A 17,580-nucleotide genomic window follows, 5' to 3' on the forward strand; every position below is an offset into this window, starting at 1 on the left:
GGTCTCCATCACAGGTCCATATGCGTCCGATAGGCTTTCCAGAAGCCCCGGACCGAAGCCTCGCTGACGCGCGACTTCTGGTTCTCGACACTGTGGCCGCCCATTTCCAGGACGGTGGATTTGTCACTGTCGCAATCGATGGCACGCTGCACTAGGCTGCCGATGATGCCGTCTTCCATCGAGACCAGCCCCGCCGGCCCGATTAGGTTGCTCTGCTTCAGGCGCATGTCGGTCTGGTCGGGGGTGTCGTCCTCGTAGCCGAGAATGGTCCAGAACAATTCGCATTCGCCCGGACCGCGCGGTACCAACTGGCGCACGGCCAAGGAATTCTGGATCTGCTGGACCACCATGGTCGGGAAGATGCCCTGGATGGCATGGGTAATGCCGTCCTCGAATTCCGGAAAGGTGCGCAGCAGGCGGCGGTCGGCCAGGGTGAAGTCGTCCTGCTGAGCGCGCAGCTGGCCGGTTTCATATTCCGTGTCCTGGCTGGAATCGGTCTTCACCTTGGAATAGCTGATGTGATGCCCGCCGCTGTCGTCGAGCAAGAGCCCCCCTTCCATGGACAAGCGGTTCAGCCGGAAGGTGGTGAAGAACAGGTGAAGGAGACTCGCATGATAGGAGTCCTTCACGTTCTCCATATAGAGCTTCCAGTTGTTGTGCATGTATTGGGAATAGGTGCCCAGGATCTTCATCGGCCGATTGAAGATGCGGTTCATGTGCGAAACCATGGTCTCGCCCAGGAATTCCTCGATCGGCGGCGTCTCGTCCGAGAAGGTGGCGAAGACTAGGTTCCGCACCTGGGCGACGCGCAGCCGCGTCAGGCCGTGATCCTTGAAGCAGAAATCCTTGGGCAGGCCACCCTGCTTGCGGATGCCGTGCTGGAAGGCGACGCTTTGCAGGTTGCCCTGAAGGTCGAAGCACCAATTGTGATAGACGCAGGACAGGACCGGCTTGTTGCCATAGGCCTCGAAGCAGAGCGTGGTGCCGCGATGGGCGCAGCGGTTGACGAAGGCGTTGAGCGCACCGGTCTCGTCCCGGATGAGAAGGATGGGGGTGTCGCCGATCCAGGTCGTCTTGAAGTCCCCCGGATTGGGGACTTCCATGTCCAGCCCGACGAATTGCCAGACCGGCCCGCGAAACAGACGCTTCTGCTCTTCCTCGTAGATGCCGCCGTCGGAATAGATCTGGTAGGGCACGTGGTGGTATTCGTTCGGTTCCCAATAAATCTTGGGCTTTTCGGCAACGGTCGAAATATTGTTCATTCCTGATATCTCCTTGCCCACACGGGACTTGCGGCAGGGCGTCTGTTCTGTCTGGTCTACTTCATCGATTGCTGGTCAAAGGCCTTGGCCGAGGCGATGACGGCTTCGCGGTCGTAGGTGTTGATGGCTTCGATGAAGTCATTGGTGAAGATGCGCGAGGTCGGGACTTCCTCGGTCATCAGGCCCTCGTCCATCATGAAGCGGACCAGCTGCGCCCAGTCCTTGTCCTGGAAATAGCCGTGCATGCCCTCGGGGCCGGTGGGCTTCCAGATATTCATGCGGCGCTCGATGACCTTGACGCCGCCCGCCGTGGCATCGGCATCGCTCATGCCCTGCGGCTTGGCTTCCGGGAACATCTTCCAGCTGATGGCGACGGCGGCTTCGGGATTGTTGATGGTGAAGTCGTATCCCTTGGCGACGGCGCGAGCGAAACCTTCGATCATCTGGGGGTCGTTCTTGATGGTCTCGGGGCGCGCCAGCAAGGAGACGTCCGGCAGGGAGGCAAGGATCGGATCGACCGGCAATTCGCGCATCTCCATGCCGACCACCTCGAACTTCGCCAGGGCGGCATCCCAGAAAGCCAGGGCGTCCACCGCCTTCTGGCGCACCGCCGTCACCGCCTGGGCACCATTGCCGATGGACAGGAAGGAGACGTCGCGTTCGGCATTGAGGCCGGCACGGGAGACGAAGGCCTTGCCGAAGGTGACGCCGGCACTGCCCATCGAGGCCACGCCGATCTTCTTGCCCTGCAACTCGCTGATCGACTGAATCGGGCTGTCCGGCGGCACCGAGATCGACCAGATGTTGCCGTAATTCATGTTGTAGAAATACTGGATCGCCATGTTGGTGGCCGATTGCATGCCGATCAGCGCCTGGGCGGGCGAGGCCGCGCCGATATCGCCGTTGCCGGCGGAAATCTGGATCGCCGCCTCGTTCGAGCCCCCGACCGCCTGCAGGGTCACGTCCAGGCCTTCCTCTTCGAAATAGCCCAGATACTTGGCGACATTGATGGGCGAATAGGATTCGTCGATGATGCGCACGGGGATCAGGGCGCGGACCGGCTTCAGGTCTGCAGCCTCGGCCAGGCCAGGGGCGATACCGGCACCGAAAAGGACAACCAATGAAGCCGCGGCGGCTTTAACATTCCTGGTCATGTCGATTGCTCCAGACTTAGTGAGAAAGGACAGCGCTCTTTTCGTCCGCGCGCCGCCAGAAGACCATGCGACGGCCGAGGTAACGAGCGAGAGCATGCACCGAGAGGCCGATGGCCGAGAGAATGATCAAGGTGGCGAAGACGCCGGCCACGTCCATGTTGAAGTTGAGCGTGGTAATCAGATAGCCCAGTCCTTCCTGTGCCCCGACGAATTCTCCGACGATCGCGCCGATGACGGCCAGGATCGAGGCGATTTCAATGCCGGCGAAAATAGTCGGCAGGGCCGCGTAAAGACGCAGATGCAAGAAGGATTGCCAGCGCGAGGCGCCGAAGACCCGCATCATGTCCATCTGGTCCCTTTCCGCCGCCCGCAGGCCGCTGATCACCGAGACCAGGACGGGGAAGAAGCTGATCAGCGCGGAAATGACGATCTTCGAGGTGATGCCGTAGCCGAACCACAGCACGAAAAGCGGCGCGATGGCGATCTTCGGCACGGTCTGCATCGCCACGAGATAGGGGTAGATCAGCCGTTCGGCGGGGGGCACGACGCCGATCAAGGCGCCGAAGGCGAGCCCCGCGACGATCCCCAGGGCGAGGCCGGACAGGATCGTCAGGCCGGTGGTGATTAGATGGGGCCAGATCAGTCCGCTTTGGAACAGATCGGCCAGCCGGGACAGGATCAGGCTCGGCGCCGGGATGATGTAGGAAGGGACCTCCAGGAACCGGACGACGATCTCCCAAATAATCACGAAGACGACGAAAAGGCTCAGGACCTCAAAACGAGACCGCCATCTTGACATTGCTGTTCTCCTGGTTCGTGGCGCCAGACCCTTGGGTGTCGAAGATTTCCCTGATCTCGTCGCAAATTCGGTTGAAGACGGGATTGGCGAAGGACGAGCGGTCCCGCGGTCGGGGGATGTTCACGTCGATGATGCGAGAGATGCGGCCCGGGCGCGGGGTCATCACCAGGACCCGGTCGCCCAGGAAGACGGCCTCGGGAATACTGTGGGTGATGAAGATCACCGCCTTCTTCTGCGCCGACCAGATACGCATCAGCTCGAGATTCATCGTCTCGCGCGTCATCGCGTCCAGGGCGCCGAAGGGCTCGTCCATCAGCAGGATCTTGGGGTCGCAGATCAGCGCCCGGCAGATCGAGGCCCGCTGCTGCATCCCGCCGGAAAGCTCGGAGGGATATTTGTTCTCGAATTCCGACAGGCCGGCCATGTCCAGCAGGGCGCGGGCGCGCTCCACCACCTGGGGGCTCATGGTCTTCTGCAGTTGGCGCGGCAGAAGGACATTCTGCAGCACCGTGCGCCAGGGCAGCAGCGTCGCCTGCTGAAAGACCATGCTGATATCGGGGCGGGGGCCGGACGGCACCGTGCCATCGATCAGCAGGGTTCCTTCGGTATGGCTTTCCAGCCCCGACAGTATCCGCAGAAGGGTGGTCTTGCCGCAACCGCTGGGGCCAACCACAGTCAGGAACTCGGTCTTTCCGATATCGAGATTCACATCCGTCAGCGCCAAGACCGTTTCCTTGGCCCGCGTCTCGTAACGCTTCGTCATGCTGCGAATTTGGATGAGCGCGTCAGATCTCATGACTTCCGTTCCTCATTGCTTTCTGACCTGCGCCGGTCGGACAAGGCGCCTTTCTCAGATGATCGTATTTCGTATACGCATTTCATCAGAAAATTTTTACCTGACTAATGTCAAGAATTTTCCGCACACACGCAGATAAGTTACTCAATAACTATGTAATCTAAAAATTTTATAGGGATTTTTAAAAGACAAAATCCGCCCCGGCGGGAGATTTATATCTTCTGCACTCTTTCCAGAGAAAAAAAATATACTCGGAGTATGGAATAATTCCGGCCATAAGGTAAAGTTCATTTAGACTTTTCTGGGAACGCCCTCCACGCATTCACACAGCATCGCTCCCGATAAGCCTGACGCAATGGCTGTGCCATTTTCAGAAACCTTTGCATTCCAACCGGAAAAACCGGAATTGCCGCGTTCCACGCCACCCGATCTGCACAGATTTTATACAGGTCACGTGTGTTTGGCTATTTTTTATGCGTTTTTGGCTTTTCCCGCCTTTCCTCCTGGGTCTTACAGCCTTCCGTACGCCCCGCAACGGCTCTCCATGGGCGCCGTCACGCCTCTCACTACGCTTTTTCCGAAAAGCCTCGCAATTCCCCGCTCCGCCTGACGGAAAAGGGGAGAACCAGAGGAAGGGGAACCCCGAAAAAGAGAGCCATCGGCACCCCCGTACCCGTCAGCACAAAATTTGATCTTATAAATATTATGGTTATTCATGCCGCAAAATCCCCCTTGCTTCCGCCCTTTCCGCCCCATACAGTAATTAAATAATCAGCAAATTAATGCCTGACCCAGGCCAGCCTCCCGGTGCGGCAGGAGCTGCAGCCTCTCGGCGGATCGCCGCACTCCTAAAATTAATTGATCGTATAATTTATTTTACCGAGGAACCTTCCGGCTGCGGGCCTGTCGCAGGCCCGACACTCGCGTCACTGAAAAAGGAAGCAGGACCAATGAGTCGAAAATTACGGGTGGGCATCATCGGCGGCGGCATCGGCGGGGCGGCTCTTTCCGGCGCCCTGACGCAACGCGGCTTTGAGACCAGGATCTTCGAGCGGGCCGACGCCTTCGGGGAAGTCGGCGCCGGCATCCAGATGACGCCCAACGCGGTCAAGGTGCTGCGCGCCCTGGGCCTGATGGACAAGCTGTCCCAGGCAGGTTTCCTGCCCCACGCCATCGTCGGGCGCAATTGGCGCACCGCGCGGGAAAACTTCCGCACGCCGCTGATCGAGGATTGCCCGCGCCTCTATGGCGCCCCCTTCGTCCATATCCACCGCGCCGATCTTCATTCCATGCTGGTCTCGCTGGTGCCGGAAAGCAGCGCCACCCTCTCGACGGCCTGTACCGGCATCCGCCAGGACGGCAAGACCGCCGTCGCCAGTTTCGCCGATGGCAGCGAGTTTGAGGCCGATGTGATCGTTGGCGCGGACGGCGTGCGCTCGACCGTGCGCAACGCCCTGTTCGGTGACGAGGAACCGCGCTTCACCGGCAATATGTGCTACCGCGCCGTGGTTCCCGTGGATGGCGTGGTCGATTTCGTTAGTCCCGATTCCTCCTTCTGGCTGGGCCCGCACGGCCATGTCGTCACCTATTACGTGCGCGGCGGCAAGGCGGTGAACATCGTGGCCGTCAGCGAGACCGCCAATTGGGTCGAGGAATCCTGGAACGCACCGAGCAGCCGCGACGAAATGCTGGCCGCCTATCAGGGCTGGCATTCCAACATCATCCGCCTGTTCGAGCGCGTGGAGCATGTCTTCAAATGGGGGCTATTCGACCGCGACCCCATGACCACCTGGTCGTCGGGCCGGGTCACGCTGCTGGGCGATGCCGCCCATCCCATGCTGCCTTTCCTGTCGCAGGGTGCAGCCATGGCCATCGAGGACGCCTATGTGCTGGCCACAACACTGGATGCCCATGGCCCGGATTACGCCACGGCCCTGCAGGATTACGAGGCCGAGCGCCTGCCGCGCACCAGCCGCGTGCAGCTGGAAGCGCGCGAGCGCGGCAAGACCTATCACCTACCTTCGCCCCTCGCCCAGGCCAAGCGCGACTTGGTCTATTGGATCAAGGGCAAGCTCAACCCGCAGAAGACCGGGCTTCAGGCCAACTGGGTCTACGACTACGACGCCACTGCCTTCCAACCCCAGCCAGCGCTGAAGAGCGTGGCCTGACCCAGAGGGAAACATGGGCAAGACCTACCGAATCGGCCAGATCGTGCCGAGTTCCAACACCACCATGGAAACCGAGATCCCGGCCATGCTGGCGGCGCGCAGCATGGTCAGCGGCGAACGTTTCACCTTCCATTCAAGCCGTATGCGCATGAAGACGGTGCAGAAGGACGAACTGGCGGCGATGGACGCGGAATCAGACCGCTGCGCCATCGAGCTGAGCGACGCCCGCGTCGATGTCCTGGGCTATGCCTGCCTGGTCGCCATCATGGCCATGGGCAAGGGATATCATCGCGTCGCGGAACAGCGCCTGAAGGGACGCACCGTGGAAAACGGCGCGCCTTCCCCCGTCATCACCAGTGCCGGGGCGCTGATCGACGCCCTGCACCAGATGAAGGCCAAGCGCATCGCCCTGGTCGCCCCCTACATGAAGCCGCTGACCGAACTGGTGGTCGAGTATATCCGCGCCGAAGGCTTCGAAGTGGTGGATTGGCGTGCCCTGGAAATTCCAGACAATATCGAGGTTGGCCGCCACGATCCCCAGCGCCTGCCCGAGATCGTCGCCGGGATGAACACCGCCGAGGCCGATGTCATCGTACTGTCGGCCTGCGTGCAGATGCCGTCCCTGCCCGCCGTGCCGCGGGTCGAGGCGATGACCGGCAAGCCCGTCCTGACGGCCGCCATCGCCACCACCTATGCTCTGCTCAAATCCCTCGACCTTGGAACGGAAGTGCCGGGCGGCGGCGCCCTTCTGTCGGGCGCCTATTAATACGTATTAATGTAAGGAAAAGGAATCGGAAGACATGGGCAGCACCTATCTCTATGGGGGCAACATTCACGCCAATTCCATCCGCCAGCACTACCTGCGCTATGGCGGCCAGGGGCGGCCGGTCATCATCATCCCCGGCATCACCAGCCCGGCGGTGACCTGGAGCTTCGTCGCCGAACGCTTCGGCCGCAACTTCGATACCTATGTCCTGGATGTACGCGGACGCGGCCTGTCGGAAAGCGGCGCGCATCTGGATTACGGCCTGGATGCCTGCGCCGCCGATGTCGCCGCCTTCGCCGATGCCCTGGGCTTGGCCGATTATGCCCTGGTCGGCCATTCCATGGGCGCGCGGATCGGCTTGCGGGCCGTCAGCCGCCACGGCGCCGCCCCGACGGCGCTGGTCCTGGTCGATCCGCCGGTGTCCGGCCCCGGCAGGCGGGACTATCCCAGCAAGCTGCCCTGGTATATCGATTCGATACGCGACTGCCGCCAGGGCTGCGATGTCGAGACCATGCGCAAATACTGCCCCAGTTGGACCGAGGAGCAGCTTCGCCTGCGCGCCGAATGGCTGCATACCTGCGACGAGCGGGCGGTGATCGCCACCTATCACAGCTTCCATGAAGATGACATCCATGCCGATTTCCCGCGCGTGGCCATGGCCTCAATGCTGATGGTCGCGGGCAAGGGTGGCGTTATCCTGCCCGAGGACGAGGCGGAAATCCGCAACCTGCTGCCCGGCATCGTCCTCAGCCGTGTCGAAACCGCCGGCCATATGATCCCCTGGGACGACGAGGAAGGCTTCTACCGGGCCTTCGGCGACTTCCTCGGCCGTCCGGTCTGATCCTTTTCCTCTCTACTATATCGACTGGAGGCTCCGATGCCCGTCAGTGATGCCGAGATGATCCAGGCCTGGACCGAGGTCCTGACGCTTTCCCGCCTGAAGCGGGATGACGTGGTGACCATCCTGACCAGCCAGAACACCCATCCCCAGACCCTGTCCACCGCCCTGATCGCCGCCAGCAGCCTGGGCGCGCGGGTCAACCGCCTGGACCTGCCGCCGGTCAATGGCGAAAAGGCCCATAGCCGCGACAGCCTCGCCTATCTGGGCATCACGCCGCTGACCGGCAATCGCGCCGCCATCGCCGCCCTGAAGGAAAGCGATCTGGTCCTCGATCTGATGACCCTGCTGTTCTCGCCCGAACAGCACGAGATCCTGAAGACCGGCACAAAGATCCTGCTGGCGGTCGAGCCGCCCGAAGTGCTGGCCCGCATGGTCCCCACGCCTGAAGACAAGGCGCGTGTCGCGCGGGCCGCCGCCCTGCTGGAACAGGCCCGCGAGATGCATGTCACCTCGCCCGCCGGCACCGATCTGCGCTGCCCGCTGGGGCAATATCCCGCCGTGCAGGAATATGGCTTCGTGGACGAGCCGGGACGGTGGGACCACTGGCCCAGCGGCTTCATCCTGACTTGGCCCAACGAGGGCCAAGCCCAGGGCCGCATCGTCCTCGACCGGGGCGACATCCTGCTGCCGATGAAAAGCTATCTCGCCGCCCCCGTCGAGATGACCGTCGAGAACGGCTATGTCACCGCCATCGAGGGCAGGCTGGATGCCGACCTGCTGAAGGATTACATGGCCGCCTTCGACGATCCGGAAGCCTATGCCCTGTCCCATATCGGCTGGGGGCTGCAAAAGCGCGCCCGCTGGTCCACTTTGGGCCTTTACGACCGCGAAGCCACCATCGGCATGGATGCCCGCGCCTTCGAGGGTAATTTCCTGTGGTCCCTCGGCCCCAATAACGAAGTCGGCGGCGACCGCGTCACCGCCTGCCATATCGACATCCCCATGCGCCATTGCACGATCCGCCTCGACGGCGCCGACGTGGTGCGCGATGGGGTGGTTCTCGACACTCTTCCCATGCTTCAGCAGGAGCCCGCAGAATGAACCAGGATCAGGATGTCTATCAGCGCCAGGGTTTCGGCCGGCGCCTGGGATTGAAGGGACGCATCGGCCTGCTGATCGTCGATTTCGTCAACGGCTTCGCCGATCCCGAGGTCTTCGGCGGCGGCAATATCCCCGAAGCCATCGCGGCGACCAAGGATCTGCTGGACCATGCCCGGCGGCAGGGCTGGCCGGTGGCCCATAGCCGCATCGTCTATGCGGACGACGATGCCGACGCCACCGTCTTTTCACTGAAAGTGCCGGGAATGCTGACGCTAAAGGAAGATGCCGCCATCAGCGCCATCGTGCCCGACCTGACACCGGCGCCCGGTGAACTGGTGGTGCGGAAGAACGTGCCCTCGGCCTTTTTCGGCACCGGGCTGGCGCCCTGGCTGACCCAGCGCGGGGTGGAAACCCTGCTCGTCGCCGGCTGCACCACCAGCGGCTGCGTGCGGGCCAGCGTGGTCGATGCCATGTCCTTCGGCTTCCGCCCGGTGGTGCTGTCCGATTGCGTCGGCGACCGCGCCCTGGCGCCGCACGAGGCCAGCCTGTTCGACATCGAGCAGAAATATGGCGACGTCATTCCCTCCTCCGAGGTCATGGCCGCCTTTGCCGCATGATTTCCCCCTCTGCCGATTCTCTATATAAGGAGGCAAAGACGGACATGCCGGAAACCTGGGTGGAATGAAAGAAGCAAACGCCGCGACGAACCGTACCGGACGCCCCGCCCGCCCCCGCCGCATCGGCCCGGGGCGGCCGGAAGGGCTGAACAATGTGCGCGAGGAAATCCTCGATGCGGCGGAAGTGGAATTCGCCGATCTGGGCTATGCCGGCACCACCTTACGCGGCGTGGCCGACCGGGCCAAGGTCACCCAAGCCCTGATCAATTACTATTTCGGCTCGAAGCATGGCCTGTTCGAGGAAGTCTTTCTACGCCGGGGACGCAAGATTTCCGACGAAAGGCTGGAACGGCTGGAGAATCTCAGGAAAAGCGGCGCCCCCTTGCGGATTGAGGATGTCGTCCTCGGCTTCCTGAAGCCGACCCTGGCCCTGCGCGCCACGCCGGAAGGCCGCGCCTTCATGCGCCTACAGGCCCGCCTGCATACCGAGCCGCCGGAAATTTCCTACAAGCTGCGCAACGAGGCCTATGACGTCTCGACCCGCGCCTATGTCGAGGCCATCCGCGAAGCCCTGCCGCATCTGGGCGAGAAGGACGCCTATTGGCGCCTGACCCTGATGATCGGCGCCTATATGTATGCCTTTTCCGACACCCACCGCCTGGAGGAACTGGCGGAAGGCATCTGCGACCCCACCGATACCAACGAAATTCTCGAACAGATCACCAATTTCGTCGTCGGCGGCCTGACCGCCCCCACCCGCCCGGTCGGCGCCCCGCCGAAGCGCCCCGCACGGAAAAAAACCAAAGCCTGAGCCGGCAGAAGGGGAGCGACGCCCCTTTTCCGGCAGAAGAATCGCGTATATCGTATTCATTCCATGGGTTTTGCGTTAGCATTCCTTCCCTCTTCTGTCGCTGAAACCCGCCTTTGGCGAAGCTGCAAGACATTTTCATGCAATCCATGCCCTCCAAGAATCGCTCGGCCATGGTTCACAAGGAGCCCATCCACGAGCAGATCCTGCCCCATATCCGGCAGGATATCGTGCTGAACCGATGGAAGCCCGGCGACCGCCTGCCCGAACCCCATCTGTGCCAGGAATTCGGCGTCTCGCGCACGCCCTTGCGCGACGTCCTCAAGATCCTGGAAATGGAAGGGCTGGTGCGGCTGGTGCCCCATGTGGGCGCCGTGGTCACCGAACTGGACCCGCCCGATTTGGTGGAAAAATTCGAGGTGCTGGTCGGCCTGGAACAGCTTGCCGCCATGAAGGTGGCGCGCACCCGCACCTCCTCGGTCCTGCGGCAGATCGAGACCCTGAACGTCGCCATGGCCGCTGCGGCCGCGGCCAATCAGGTGAAGGAATATTACCGGCTGAACGACGACTTCCACCGCGCCATTGTTCTGGGGGCCAACAACACCACCCTGGCCCATATCCACGAAACGATGATGTGGCATGTCTACCGGGCCCGCCATTGCGTCAATGAATACGAGCCCTTGACCAAGGGTGCGGCGCAGCATCACTCGGCGATCATCACCTCCATCCTGGAGGGTGATGCCGAAGCGGCCGGCGCGGCGATGCGCGAGCATGTGGAAGACGTCATGCATGCCGTCATGTCGAAAATCCGGGCCGCCGCGCAGGACATCCCGGCGCTGTGACCCCTCAGAACAGCAGGTCGTCGATATCGACCTCCTGCCCGGCGGCGGCATCTTCCGGGCCGCGCCCATGATGGACATGGCGCTCGCTTTCCATGGTATAGCGCCCTTCCAGGAGGGCGAAGACCTCCTGCCGCGCCGCCTGGAGGTCCGAGGGCGGCAGGCGGGGATCGGTGGCGCCTGCCAAGCGCTCCAGGGCGCCTGCCGCCTGACGGACGGCGGTGGCATGGGCGTGGCGGATGTCGAGACGCTGGGCGGCCTCTTCCAAGGCGGCGCAGATGGTGACGCCGCGCCGCTGCAAGTCCTGGAAGACCCAGGCCGTCTCGCCGCCCAACTGGCGCAGATGGGCCACCGAATGGTGCAGCGAATCCCGCAATTCGGCCAGTTCGCTGAGGTCGTTATGGGCCGAGAGCTTGGCCGCCGCCGCTTCCGCATCGGACAGCAGGCGGGTCACGCTTGCCGCCAGATTGCGGGTTTCCCCGGCACAGACGCGCAATTCCTGCGCCACCACGTCGAGGGCCTGGCCGCCGCTGCGCAGCCGCCCGCATTTGATCGAGGCATTGAGCCCCAGGATGTTCAGGTCGGCATCGACATCGGCGATGGCCGCGATGGCGCCCGACATGGACTGGGCGGCCTCCGCCGCCGTTTGCAGCAATTCCTTCACGCTGCGCCCGGCTTCGGCATAGCCGTCCACGATCCGCGCCACCAATTCGATATCAGCGTCCACTTCCAGCAGAAAGGTCTCGCTGCCATTGCCGGAATGGATCGCCTCGGCACGCTTGCCGATGGCCGCCAGCACGGAGGAAAGGCTGGCGAGATTACCGGCGATGGCGGCGGTCCTGCCGCTGAATTCCGCCTCGACCGCCACCAGCTGGCGCGCCTGGAGATCGCAGACGGCATTGACCAGCAGGGCCCGCCGGTCCTGATCCAGTTCTTCCCGTTCCGCCGCCCGGACCAGGTCCGACAGGGCCTCCTGCACATGCTCCAGGCGCTGGCGGGTGATGTCGCCGATCTGCAGATCGGCCACCAGCAATCCGATGCGGTGATGTACCTGCTCGATATCCCGGGGCAGGTGTTCGATCTCCGCCGTCGCCTTGCGCGCCCGCCCATGCAGGGCGGAAATGGAGGAGGCAAGCCGGGAGCTGACCATGGTCAGCCGGGACTCGTATTCCCGCGTGAAATCCTGCCGCACGGCAGAGGCCACCATCACCGTCTGTTCCAGGCGCTGGAGATCGGCCAGGGCCTGCTGCACGGCATTCCGCCCGCGCAAGGCGAGGTCGCAGACGGAATGGGTGAAGACGGTGAAATCCTCGCCCTTCTCGGCCATGCGCGCCGCCTCGATGCGGGCATTGACGCCGAGCACCAGGATATGGGCCATGATCTTCGCCAGTCCCGCCAGTGCGCGCCGCACGCCCCGCGCATCCTGACCCAGCCTGACCAGCGGGGCCTCCTGGGACTGGAGATGCGTCTGCAGGTGGTCGACGATATCCAGCGAATGGCTGAGCCCGTCCAGGGTCTCGCGGAATTCCGGCTCTTCCAGCCGGGCCGCGAGCCCGGCGGCCAGGGCGGCCATGTGACGGGCCGAGGAATGGGCCTGGGCGAGGCTTTCGCCGATCAGCAGGATCACCTCTTCGGCAGGCGCATGAACGGCCCCGACCTGTCCGGCGACGGCACGGGCTTCGGCAAGCCAGGAAGCGGCGGGGCTGGACTGGTCGAAGGGCATCTCATCGGCTCCTTTGCAGCACGGCGTAGCCTTTCAGGATTTCCGATGCCAGGTGCTCCAGCGCCGCGACGCGCTGCGCGGCACCGATGCGGATGGCTTCGCGCGGCATCCCGAAGACGATGCAGCTTTCCTCGTCCTGGGCGAGGGTCAGGGCTCCCGCCTGGCGCATCTCCAGCAGGCCGTGGGCCCCGTCGTCACCCATGCCGGTCATGATCACCCCCATCGCATTGGCCCCAGCATGGCGGGCGGCGGAGCGGAACAGCACATCCACCGAGGGGCGGTGGCGGCTGACCAGGGGACCTTCGCGCAGCTCGACCTGATAACGGGCACCGTTGCGCTTGATCAGCATATGCCGGTTGCCCGGCGCGATCAGGGCATGGCCGCGCAGCAGCGCTTCGCCGTTCGCCGCCTCCTTGACACGGATGGTGCATAGCCCGTCCAGGCGCCGGGCGAAGGCCGCCGTGAAATGTTCCGGCATGTGCTGGACCACGGCGATGGGCGGGCAATCGGCCGGCAAAGCACGCAGGACGGTCAGCAGCGCGTCCGTCCCGCCGGTGGAGGCGCCGATGCAGACGATCTTGTCGGTGGTCCTGCCGATCGCCTCGCCGGATGCGGGCGGCGCCAGGACTGCATCGGCGCTCAGTTTCCCTTCCGGAGGCCGGGCAGGCGGTCGGGGACGCAGATTGGCCTGTGCCGCCGCCTTGACCGCGTCGATGATGCGGATGCGCGATTCCAGCAGGAATTGCCGCGTGCCCAGGCTCGGCTTGGTGATCACCTCGACCGCCCCGGCCTCCAGCGCCTGGAACAGGGTATCCGAGCCCGCTTCGGTCAGCGACGAACAGATCACCGCCGGGATCGGACGCTGCGCCATGATGCGGCGCAGGAAGCTGATGCCGTCCATGCGCGGCATCTCGACATCCAGCGTCAGGACGTCGGGCACCTGCTGGCGGATATGGGCCGCCGCCACGAAGGGGTCAGAGACAGCGCCGATGACCTCGATATCCGGATCGCTGCCCAGGATTTCCTTCATCGTCTCGCGGACGGAAGCGGAATCATCGACGATCAGGACACGGATCTTGCGGGCGGGAACGGTCATGATGCCCCCGTCACAGACGTTGATAGACCGCAGGCGCCACATTGGCCACCGGCAGGGGCATGCCCGCCAAGGTCTCGGAATGCCCGAGGAAGAGGAAGCCGCCCCGGCGCAGGCAGGCGCACAGCTTCTGCAGCACCGCCAATTGCGTCTGGCGGGAGAAATAGATCAGCACGTTGCGGCAGAAGATCATGTCCATGGGCCGGTCCCAGGGATAGCGGGCATCCAGCAGATTGAGGCGGGCGAAGCGCACATGGCGGCGGATTTCCGGGGCGATGCGGAATTCCCCGTCCGGGCGCTCGCGCGAGCGCAGCAGGTAGCGCTTGCGCACCTCCAGCGGGATCGGCTCGATCATGTCCCTGCCATAGATGGCCCGTTCCGCCTCGCGCAGGATCTCGACCGAGATATCCGTACCGTGGACGACGAAATCCAGCTCCGTCCGGATGCGCGCCAGGTCGCTCAGCACGAAGGCCAGGGTATAGGGTTCCGGGCCGCTGGAACTCGCCGCGCTCCAGACCTGGAGCGGCCGCCCGGCCAAGCCGCCCGCCAGCATTTCGGGAACGGCGCGGTCGGCCAGGAAGGCGAAATGCGCGGGCTCGCGGTAGAAATCGGTCTTGTTGGTGGTGACCGCATCGATGAGATGGGGCAGTTCCTCGGCCAACCCGCCCTGCTCGAACAGGAAGCGGCAATAATGTTCGAGGCCGGGAAGGCCCAGCAGGGCGACTCGCTTGCGCAGCCGCCCTTCCAGCATCAGCGCCTTGGCCGGCGGCAAGCGGATACCCGTCCTCTCCTCGATCAAGACCGCCAGACGGTCGAAATCCGCCTTGCGCAGGTGATCGCTCTTGTCCAGGTGATCTCTCGGCACGGCATGACGGTCAGCCGCCATGGCTACACCGCTTCTTCCAGCGCCAGGACGCCGTCGGCAGCGAAGACCGCCGCGAGATCCAGGATCACGACGAAGGCCCCCTTGCGGCGCGCCATGCCGCGGATGAAGCCGGAGTCCCAGGGAATGCCGATCTCGGGCGGCGGCTCCACGTCGTGCTCGTCCAGCGCGGCCACCTCGTAGACCCGGTCGGCCAGCGCACCGAGCACGATCCGCCGTCCCGCCGTCTCCACCTCCAGCACCACGATGCGGCTATGAGCGGTCTGCGCGCCCGCCGGCAGGCCGAGCTTGAGCCGCAGATCGACCACCGGAATGCCCACGCCCCGCACCTCGATGACGCCGCACATGAAGGGCGGCATATTGGGAATGCGGGTAATGGGGCAAAGGTCCAGCACCTCCCGCACATTCTCCACCGGCGCGGCGAAGATCTCGTCGCCGACGCCCAGGGTGACATAGTGGCTGTCGCTGTTCATGGCTGCGTCTTCCTGCGGCCGCCGGGACCTTCGGAGGAGAAGATGGCGGCAATGTCCATGACGATGACGAAATCGCCGTCGCGCTTGCCGATGGCGCGGATGAAATCGGGCTGCCAAGTCATGCCCACACGCGGCACGTCCTCCAGCGTCGCCTGGGGCAATTCGGTGACTTCCAGCACCCGGTCGGTCAGCACGCCGACCATGCTGTCCTCGCCGTTCCGGCTGACCTCGATGACGACGATCCGCGAGTCCTCGGTCGGGGGAAGGGCGGGCATGTCGAATTTGGTCTTGAGGTCGACCACCGGCACGACCTTGCCCCGCACATTGACCAGCCCCTTGACGAAGGAACGGGCACCGGGCACTTCCGTCAGCTCGACCATGTCCAGCACCTCGCGCACCTGCGCGCTTTCCAGGGCGAAGATCTCGCCACCCAGGCCCAGCGTCAGCACCTGAAGGGCGCACCCGTCCGTCCGGCCGTCAGTAACGTTCGAATCGGGCATCTTCGTCATCCCTGCCATCCTCCATCACCAGGGCGAAGCCTTGGGCAGAGCCGTTCTTGCGGGCAGGCGGAATCCCCAGGAAGGCCGGTTCCAGGGATTTCACCCCCTTGGACGGCCGCGCAGCGCGGCCGGGGCGCGACGAGGCAACCGGCCTTGCCTGCGGCTCGCCTCGGGGAAGGGCCGGGGCGGACCAGGCCTTGTCTTCTTCGGTGCGGAAGAAGGCGATGGCAGCCTGCAATTGCTCAGCCTGGGCCGCCAGTTCCTCGGAGGTCGCCGACATCTGCTCGCCCGCCGAGGCGTTCTGCTGGGTCACCTGGTCCAGTTGCTGGATGGCGGTGTTGATCTGCTCGGCCCCGATCGTCTGTTCCCGCGAGGCCGCGCTGATCTCTTCGACAAGCTGCGCGGTGCGGCGGATGTCCGGCACCAGCTTGCTCAGCATCTGGCCTGCCTGTTCCGAAACGGTGACGCTGTCGCCGGTCAGGGTGATGATCTCGGCGGCGGCGGCCTGGCTGCGCTCGGCCAGCTTGCGCACCTCGGAGGCGACGACCGCGAAGCCCTTGCCGTGTTCGCCCGCCCGCGCCGCCTCGATGGCGGCGTTCAACGCCAGCAGGTCGGTCTGGCGGGCGATCTCCTGCACGATGGTGATCTTGTCGGCGATGCTCTTCATGGCGTTGACCGCCTCGGTCACGGCCTTGCCGCTTTGTTCCGCGTCGTCCGCCGACCGGGCAGCGATCTTCTCGGTCTCGGCGGCATTCTCGGCGCTCTGGCGGATATTGGCCGACATTTCCTCCATCGACGAGGATGCCTCCTCGGCGGCGGAGGCCTGTTCGGTGGCGCCGTTGGAAAGCTGCTGGGCGCTGGCGCTGAGCTGCTGGCTGCCCGCCGCCACATTGCTCGAGGCCGACAGCACCTCGCCCACCACGTCGCGCAGCCGCAGGACCATGGTGTTGAGATGCCCCATCAGCTCGCCGATTTCGTCGGCATTGCGGTACTCCGCCCGCGCCGTCAGATCCCCTTCCGCGACACGCTGCGCCAATCCCGCCGCCTGGTTCAGGCCGCGCGCGATGCCCAGCGACACCCACAGGGCGACCGCAAGCCCGATCAGGGCGGTAGCCGCCATGAAGGCCAGCATCACCGACCAGGCCGTCGACAAGGCGCGGTCATTGGCCGCCACCTTGGCTGCGAGATTGGCTTCCTCCAGCGCGATCAATTGGCGCAATTGCTCGTTCAGCGCCGTCCGCACCGGCCGGACCTCGTCGACGATGATCTGGAAGGCGCGGTTGGCGCCGTTCTGCTGGGTCATGGCGAAGGCCCGCGCCTCGGCATCGCGCTGCGCCGCCTGCCGGGCCTTTTCGGCCCCGCGTGCATATTCGGCCAAGTTGCGCTCGATCCCCTCGATCAGGGCTTGCTCCTGGGCCGTGGCATTGCCGCGCAGCTTGGTCAGGCTGGCCGACAGGATGCCCATCTGTTCCTCGACCGCCGCCCAATAGCCGTTCCGTTCCGTGCTGTCCGTCGCCAGGATCAGGTTGAGGAGGTGCCGTCCCGCGGCTTCCGAGGCCGCATCGGCCTGCCCCACCGTCTGGACCTTGACCATGTCATTTTCCACCATGTCGCGGATCATGTCGTTGGACTGCGACAGCGAGCGCAGCCCGATTGCGGCGGCGCCGACCGCCAGCACCACCACGAGACCGAATCCGACGGCCAGCTTAGCCTTGATCGTGAAACGCATCTTTTCCCCCTGTTGCTGAGGCGCACCG

General features: G+C 64.1%; 17 protein-coding genes. 7 read left to right on the forward strand and 10 right to left on the reverse strand.

The window, feature by feature from the left end:
* Positions 1 to 8 precede the first annotated feature (8 nt).
* Genes EPD66_RS18015 through EPD66_RS18030 form a run of 4 tightly spaced genes read right to left on the reverse strand, consistent with a single transcriptional unit; the run spans position 9 to position 4,011 of the window.
* A complete protein-coding gene (locus tag EPD66_RS18015) occupies positions 9 to 1,262 on the reverse strand; it encodes an aromatic ring-hydroxylating dioxygenase subunit alpha (protein WP_142849906.1) in 1,254 nt (417 codons plus the stop codon).
* A 56-nt stretch (positions 1,263 to 1,318) separates the two neighbouring features.
* The gene (locus EPD66_RS18020; RefSeq protein WP_185961490.1) at positions 1,319 to 2,416 is read right to left on the reverse strand and encodes an ABC transporter substrate-binding protein; all 1,098 of its coding nucleotides are present in this window, start codon (positions 2,414 to 2,416) and stop codon (positions 1,319 to 1,321) included.
* 16 nt (positions 2,417 to 2,432) lie between these two features.
* A complete protein-coding gene (locus EPD66_RS18025) occupies positions 2,433 to 3,215 on the reverse strand; it encodes an ABC transporter permease (RefSeq protein ID WP_142849908.1) in 783 nt (260 codons plus the stop codon).
* Complete coding sequence (locus EPD66_RS18030) at positions 3,190 to 4,011, reverse strand: ABC transporter ATP-binding protein (protein ID WP_142849909.1); 822 nt, start codon at positions 4,009 to 4,011, stop codon at positions 3,190 to 3,192. The genes EPD66_RS18025 and EPD66_RS18030 overlap by 26 nt, the downstream gene beginning before the upstream one ends.
* Positions 4,012 to 4,961: 950 nt before the next feature.
* On the opposite strand from EPD66_RS18030, the gene EPD66_RS18035 reads away from it, so the two are divergent.
* From EPD66_RS18035 to EPD66_RS18065, 7 genes are all read left to right on the forward strand, one after another.
* Positions 4,962 to 6,179 carry an FAD-dependent monooxygenase gene (locus EPD66_RS18035; protein WP_142849910.1) on the forward strand — a complete coding sequence of 406 codons (1,218 nt, stop codon included), beginning with the start codon at positions 4,962 to 4,964 and terminating at the stop codon, positions 6,177 to 6,179.
* 13 nt (positions 6,180 to 6,192) lie between these two features.
* Positions 6,193 to 6,945, forward strand: coding sequence for an Asp/Glu racemase (locus tag EPD66_RS18040; RefSeq protein ID WP_142849911.1), 753 nt, complete (start codon positions 6,193 to 6,195; stop codon positions 6,943 to 6,945).
* A 34-nt stretch (positions 6,946 to 6,979) separates the two neighbouring features.
* Positions 6,980 to 7,786: an alpha/beta fold hydrolase gene (locus EPD66_RS18045; protein ID WP_142849912.1), complete on the forward strand. Its 807-nt coding sequence runs from the start codon at positions 6,980 to 6,982 to the stop codon at positions 7,784 to 7,786.
* Positions 7,787 to 7,822: 36 nt separating this feature from the next.
* Positions 7,823 to 8,887 (forward strand): 2,5-dihydroxypyridine 5,6-dioxygenase, encoded by a 1,065-nt coding sequence (locus EPD66_RS18050; protein WP_142849913.1) that lies wholly within the window; start codon positions 7,823 to 7,825, stop codon positions 8,885 to 8,887.
* Entirely contained in the window at positions 8,884 to 9,504 is a 621-nt protein-coding gene (locus EPD66_RS18055; RefSeq protein WP_142849914.1) for an isochorismatase family protein, read from the forward strand. Before EPD66_RS18050 ends, EPD66_RS18055 begins: the two co-directional genes overlap by 4 nt.
* 64 nt (positions 9,505 to 9,568) lie before the next feature.
* Positions 9,569 to 10,315 carry a TetR/AcrR family transcriptional regulator gene (locus EPD66_RS18060; protein WP_142849915.1) on the forward strand — a complete coding sequence of 249 codons (747 nt, stop codon included), beginning with the start codon at positions 9,569 to 9,571 and terminating at the stop codon, positions 10,313 to 10,315.
* A gap of 137 nt (positions 10,316 to 10,452) precedes the next feature.
* Positions 10,453 to 11,154 (forward strand): GntR family transcriptional regulator, encoded by a 702-nt coding sequence (locus tag EPD66_RS18065; protein WP_142849916.1) that lies wholly within the window; start codon positions 10,453 to 10,455, stop codon positions 11,152 to 11,154.
* Positions 11,155 to 11,158: 4 nt separating this feature from the next.
* Here EPD66_RS18065 and EPD66_RS18070 read toward each other — a convergent pair whose 3' ends face one another.
* Genes EPD66_RS18070 through EPD66_RS18095 form a run of 6 tightly spaced genes read right to left on the reverse strand, consistent with a single transcriptional unit; the run spans position 11,159 to position 17,552 of the window.
* A complete protein-coding gene (locus EPD66_RS18070) occupies positions 11,159 to 12,874 on the reverse strand; it encodes a hypothetical protein (protein WP_142849917.1) in 1,716 nt (571 codons plus the stop codon).
* 1 nt (position 12,875) lies between these two features.
* Positions 12,876 to 13,970 carry a chemotaxis response regulator protein-glutamate methylesterase gene (locus EPD66_RS18075; protein WP_142849918.1) on the reverse strand — a complete coding sequence of 365 codons (1,095 nt, stop codon included), beginning with the start codon at positions 13,968 to 13,970 and terminating at the stop codon, positions 12,876 to 12,878.
* Positions 13,971 to 13,980: 10 nt separating this feature from the next.
* A complete protein-coding gene (locus tag EPD66_RS18080; RefSeq protein WP_142849919.1) occupies positions 13,981 to 14,853 on the reverse strand; it encodes a protein-glutamate O-methyltransferase CheR in 873 nt (290 codons plus the stop codon).
* A gap of 2 nt (positions 14,854 to 14,855) precedes the next feature.
* Complete coding sequence (locus tag EPD66_RS18085; RefSeq protein WP_142849920.1) at positions 14,856 to 15,323, reverse strand: chemotaxis protein CheW; 468 nt, start codon at positions 15,321 to 15,323, stop codon at positions 14,856 to 14,858.
* Positions 15,320 to 15,823: a chemotaxis protein CheW gene (locus tag EPD66_RS18090; protein WP_255448563.1), complete on the reverse strand. Its 504-nt coding sequence runs from the start codon at positions 15,821 to 15,823 to the stop codon at positions 15,320 to 15,322. Before EPD66_RS18090 ends, EPD66_RS18085 begins: the two co-directional genes overlap by 4 nt.
* Positions 15,801 to 17,552, reverse strand: a complete 1,752-nt coding sequence (locus EPD66_RS18095; protein ID WP_142849922.1) for a methyl-accepting chemotaxis protein — start codon at positions 17,550 to 17,552, stop codon at positions 15,801 to 15,803. Before EPD66_RS18095 ends, EPD66_RS18090 begins: the two co-directional genes overlap by 23 nt.
* Between the last annotated feature and the right edge of the window lie 28 nt (positions 17,553 to 17,580).

This window comes from Telmatospirillum sp. J64-1 (genome assembly GCF_006980715.1).
In the GTDB taxonomy this organism is placed as follows: domain Bacteria; phylum Pseudomonadota; class Alphaproteobacteria; order Rhodospirillales; family Magnetospirillaceae; genus Oleiliquidispirillum; species Oleiliquidispirillum nitrogeniifigens.

Bases quoted from the DNA above. Each gene is read 5' to 3' on its own strand.
- EPD66_RS18030 (WP_142849909.1), bottom strand. From the start codon at position 4,011: ATGAGATCTGACGCGCTCATCCAAATTCGCAGCATGACGAAGCGTTAC.
- EPD66_RS18085 (WP_142849920.1), bottom strand. From the start codon at position 15,323: ATGAACAGCGACAGCCACTATGTCACCCTGGGCGTCGGCGACGAGATC.
- EPD66_RS18065 (WP_142849916.1), top strand. From the start codon at position 10,453: ATGCAATCCATGCCCTCCAAGAATCGCTCGGCCATGGTTCACAAGGAG.
- EPD66_RS18025 (WP_142849908.1), bottom strand. From the start codon at position 3,215: ATGTCAAGATGGCGGTCTCGTTTTGAGGTCCTGAGCCTTTTCGTCGTC.
- EPD66_RS18080 (WP_142849919.1), bottom strand. From the start codon at position 14,853: ATGGCGGCTGACCGTCATGCCGTGCCGAGAGATCACCTGGACAAGAGC.
- EPD66_RS18020 (WP_185961490.1), bottom strand. From the start codon at position 2,416: ATGACCAGGAATGTTAAAGCCGCCGCGGCTTCATTGGTTGTCCTTTTC.
- EPD66_RS18050 (WP_142849913.1), top strand. From the start codon at position 7,823: ATGCCCGTCAGTGATGCCGAGATGATCCAGGCCTGGACCGAGGTCCTG.
- EPD66_RS18015 (WP_142849906.1), bottom strand. From the start codon at position 1,262: ATGAACAATATTTCGACCGTTGCCGAAAAGCCCAAGATTTATTGGGAA.
- EPD66_RS18035 (WP_142849910.1), top strand. From the start codon at position 4,962: ATGAGTCGAAAATTACGGGTGGGCATCATCGGCGGCGGCATCGGCGGG.
- EPD66_RS18040 (WP_142849911.1), top strand. From the start codon at position 6,193: ATGGGCAAGACCTACCGAATCGGCCAGATCGTGCCGAGTTCCAACACC.
- EPD66_RS18055 (WP_142849914.1), top strand. From the start codon at position 8,884: ATGAACCAGGATCAGGATGTCTATCAGCGCCAGGGTTTCGGCCGGCGC.
- EPD66_RS18090 (WP_255448563.1), bottom strand. From the start codon at position 15,823: ATGCCCGATTCGAACGTTACTGACGGCCGGACGGACGGGTGCGCCCTT.
- EPD66_RS18045 (WP_142849912.1), top strand. From the start codon at position 6,980: ATGGGCAGCACCTATCTCTATGGGGGCAACATTCACGCCAATTCCATC.
- EPD66_RS18095 (WP_142849922.1), bottom strand. From the start codon at position 17,552: ATGCGTTTCACGATCAAGGCTAAGCTGGCCGTCGGATTCGGTCTCGTG.
- EPD66_RS18060 (WP_142849915.1), top strand. From the start codon at position 9,569: ATGAAAGAAGCAAACGCCGCGACGAACCGTACCGGACGCCCCGCCCGC.
- EPD66_RS18070 (WP_142849917.1), bottom strand. From the start codon at position 12,874: ATGCCCTTCGACCAGTCCAGCCCCGCCGCTTCCTGGCTTGCCGAAGCC.
- EPD66_RS18075 (WP_142849918.1), bottom strand. From the start codon at position 13,970: ATGACCGTTCCCGCCCGCAAGATCCGTGTCCTGATCGTCGATGATTCC.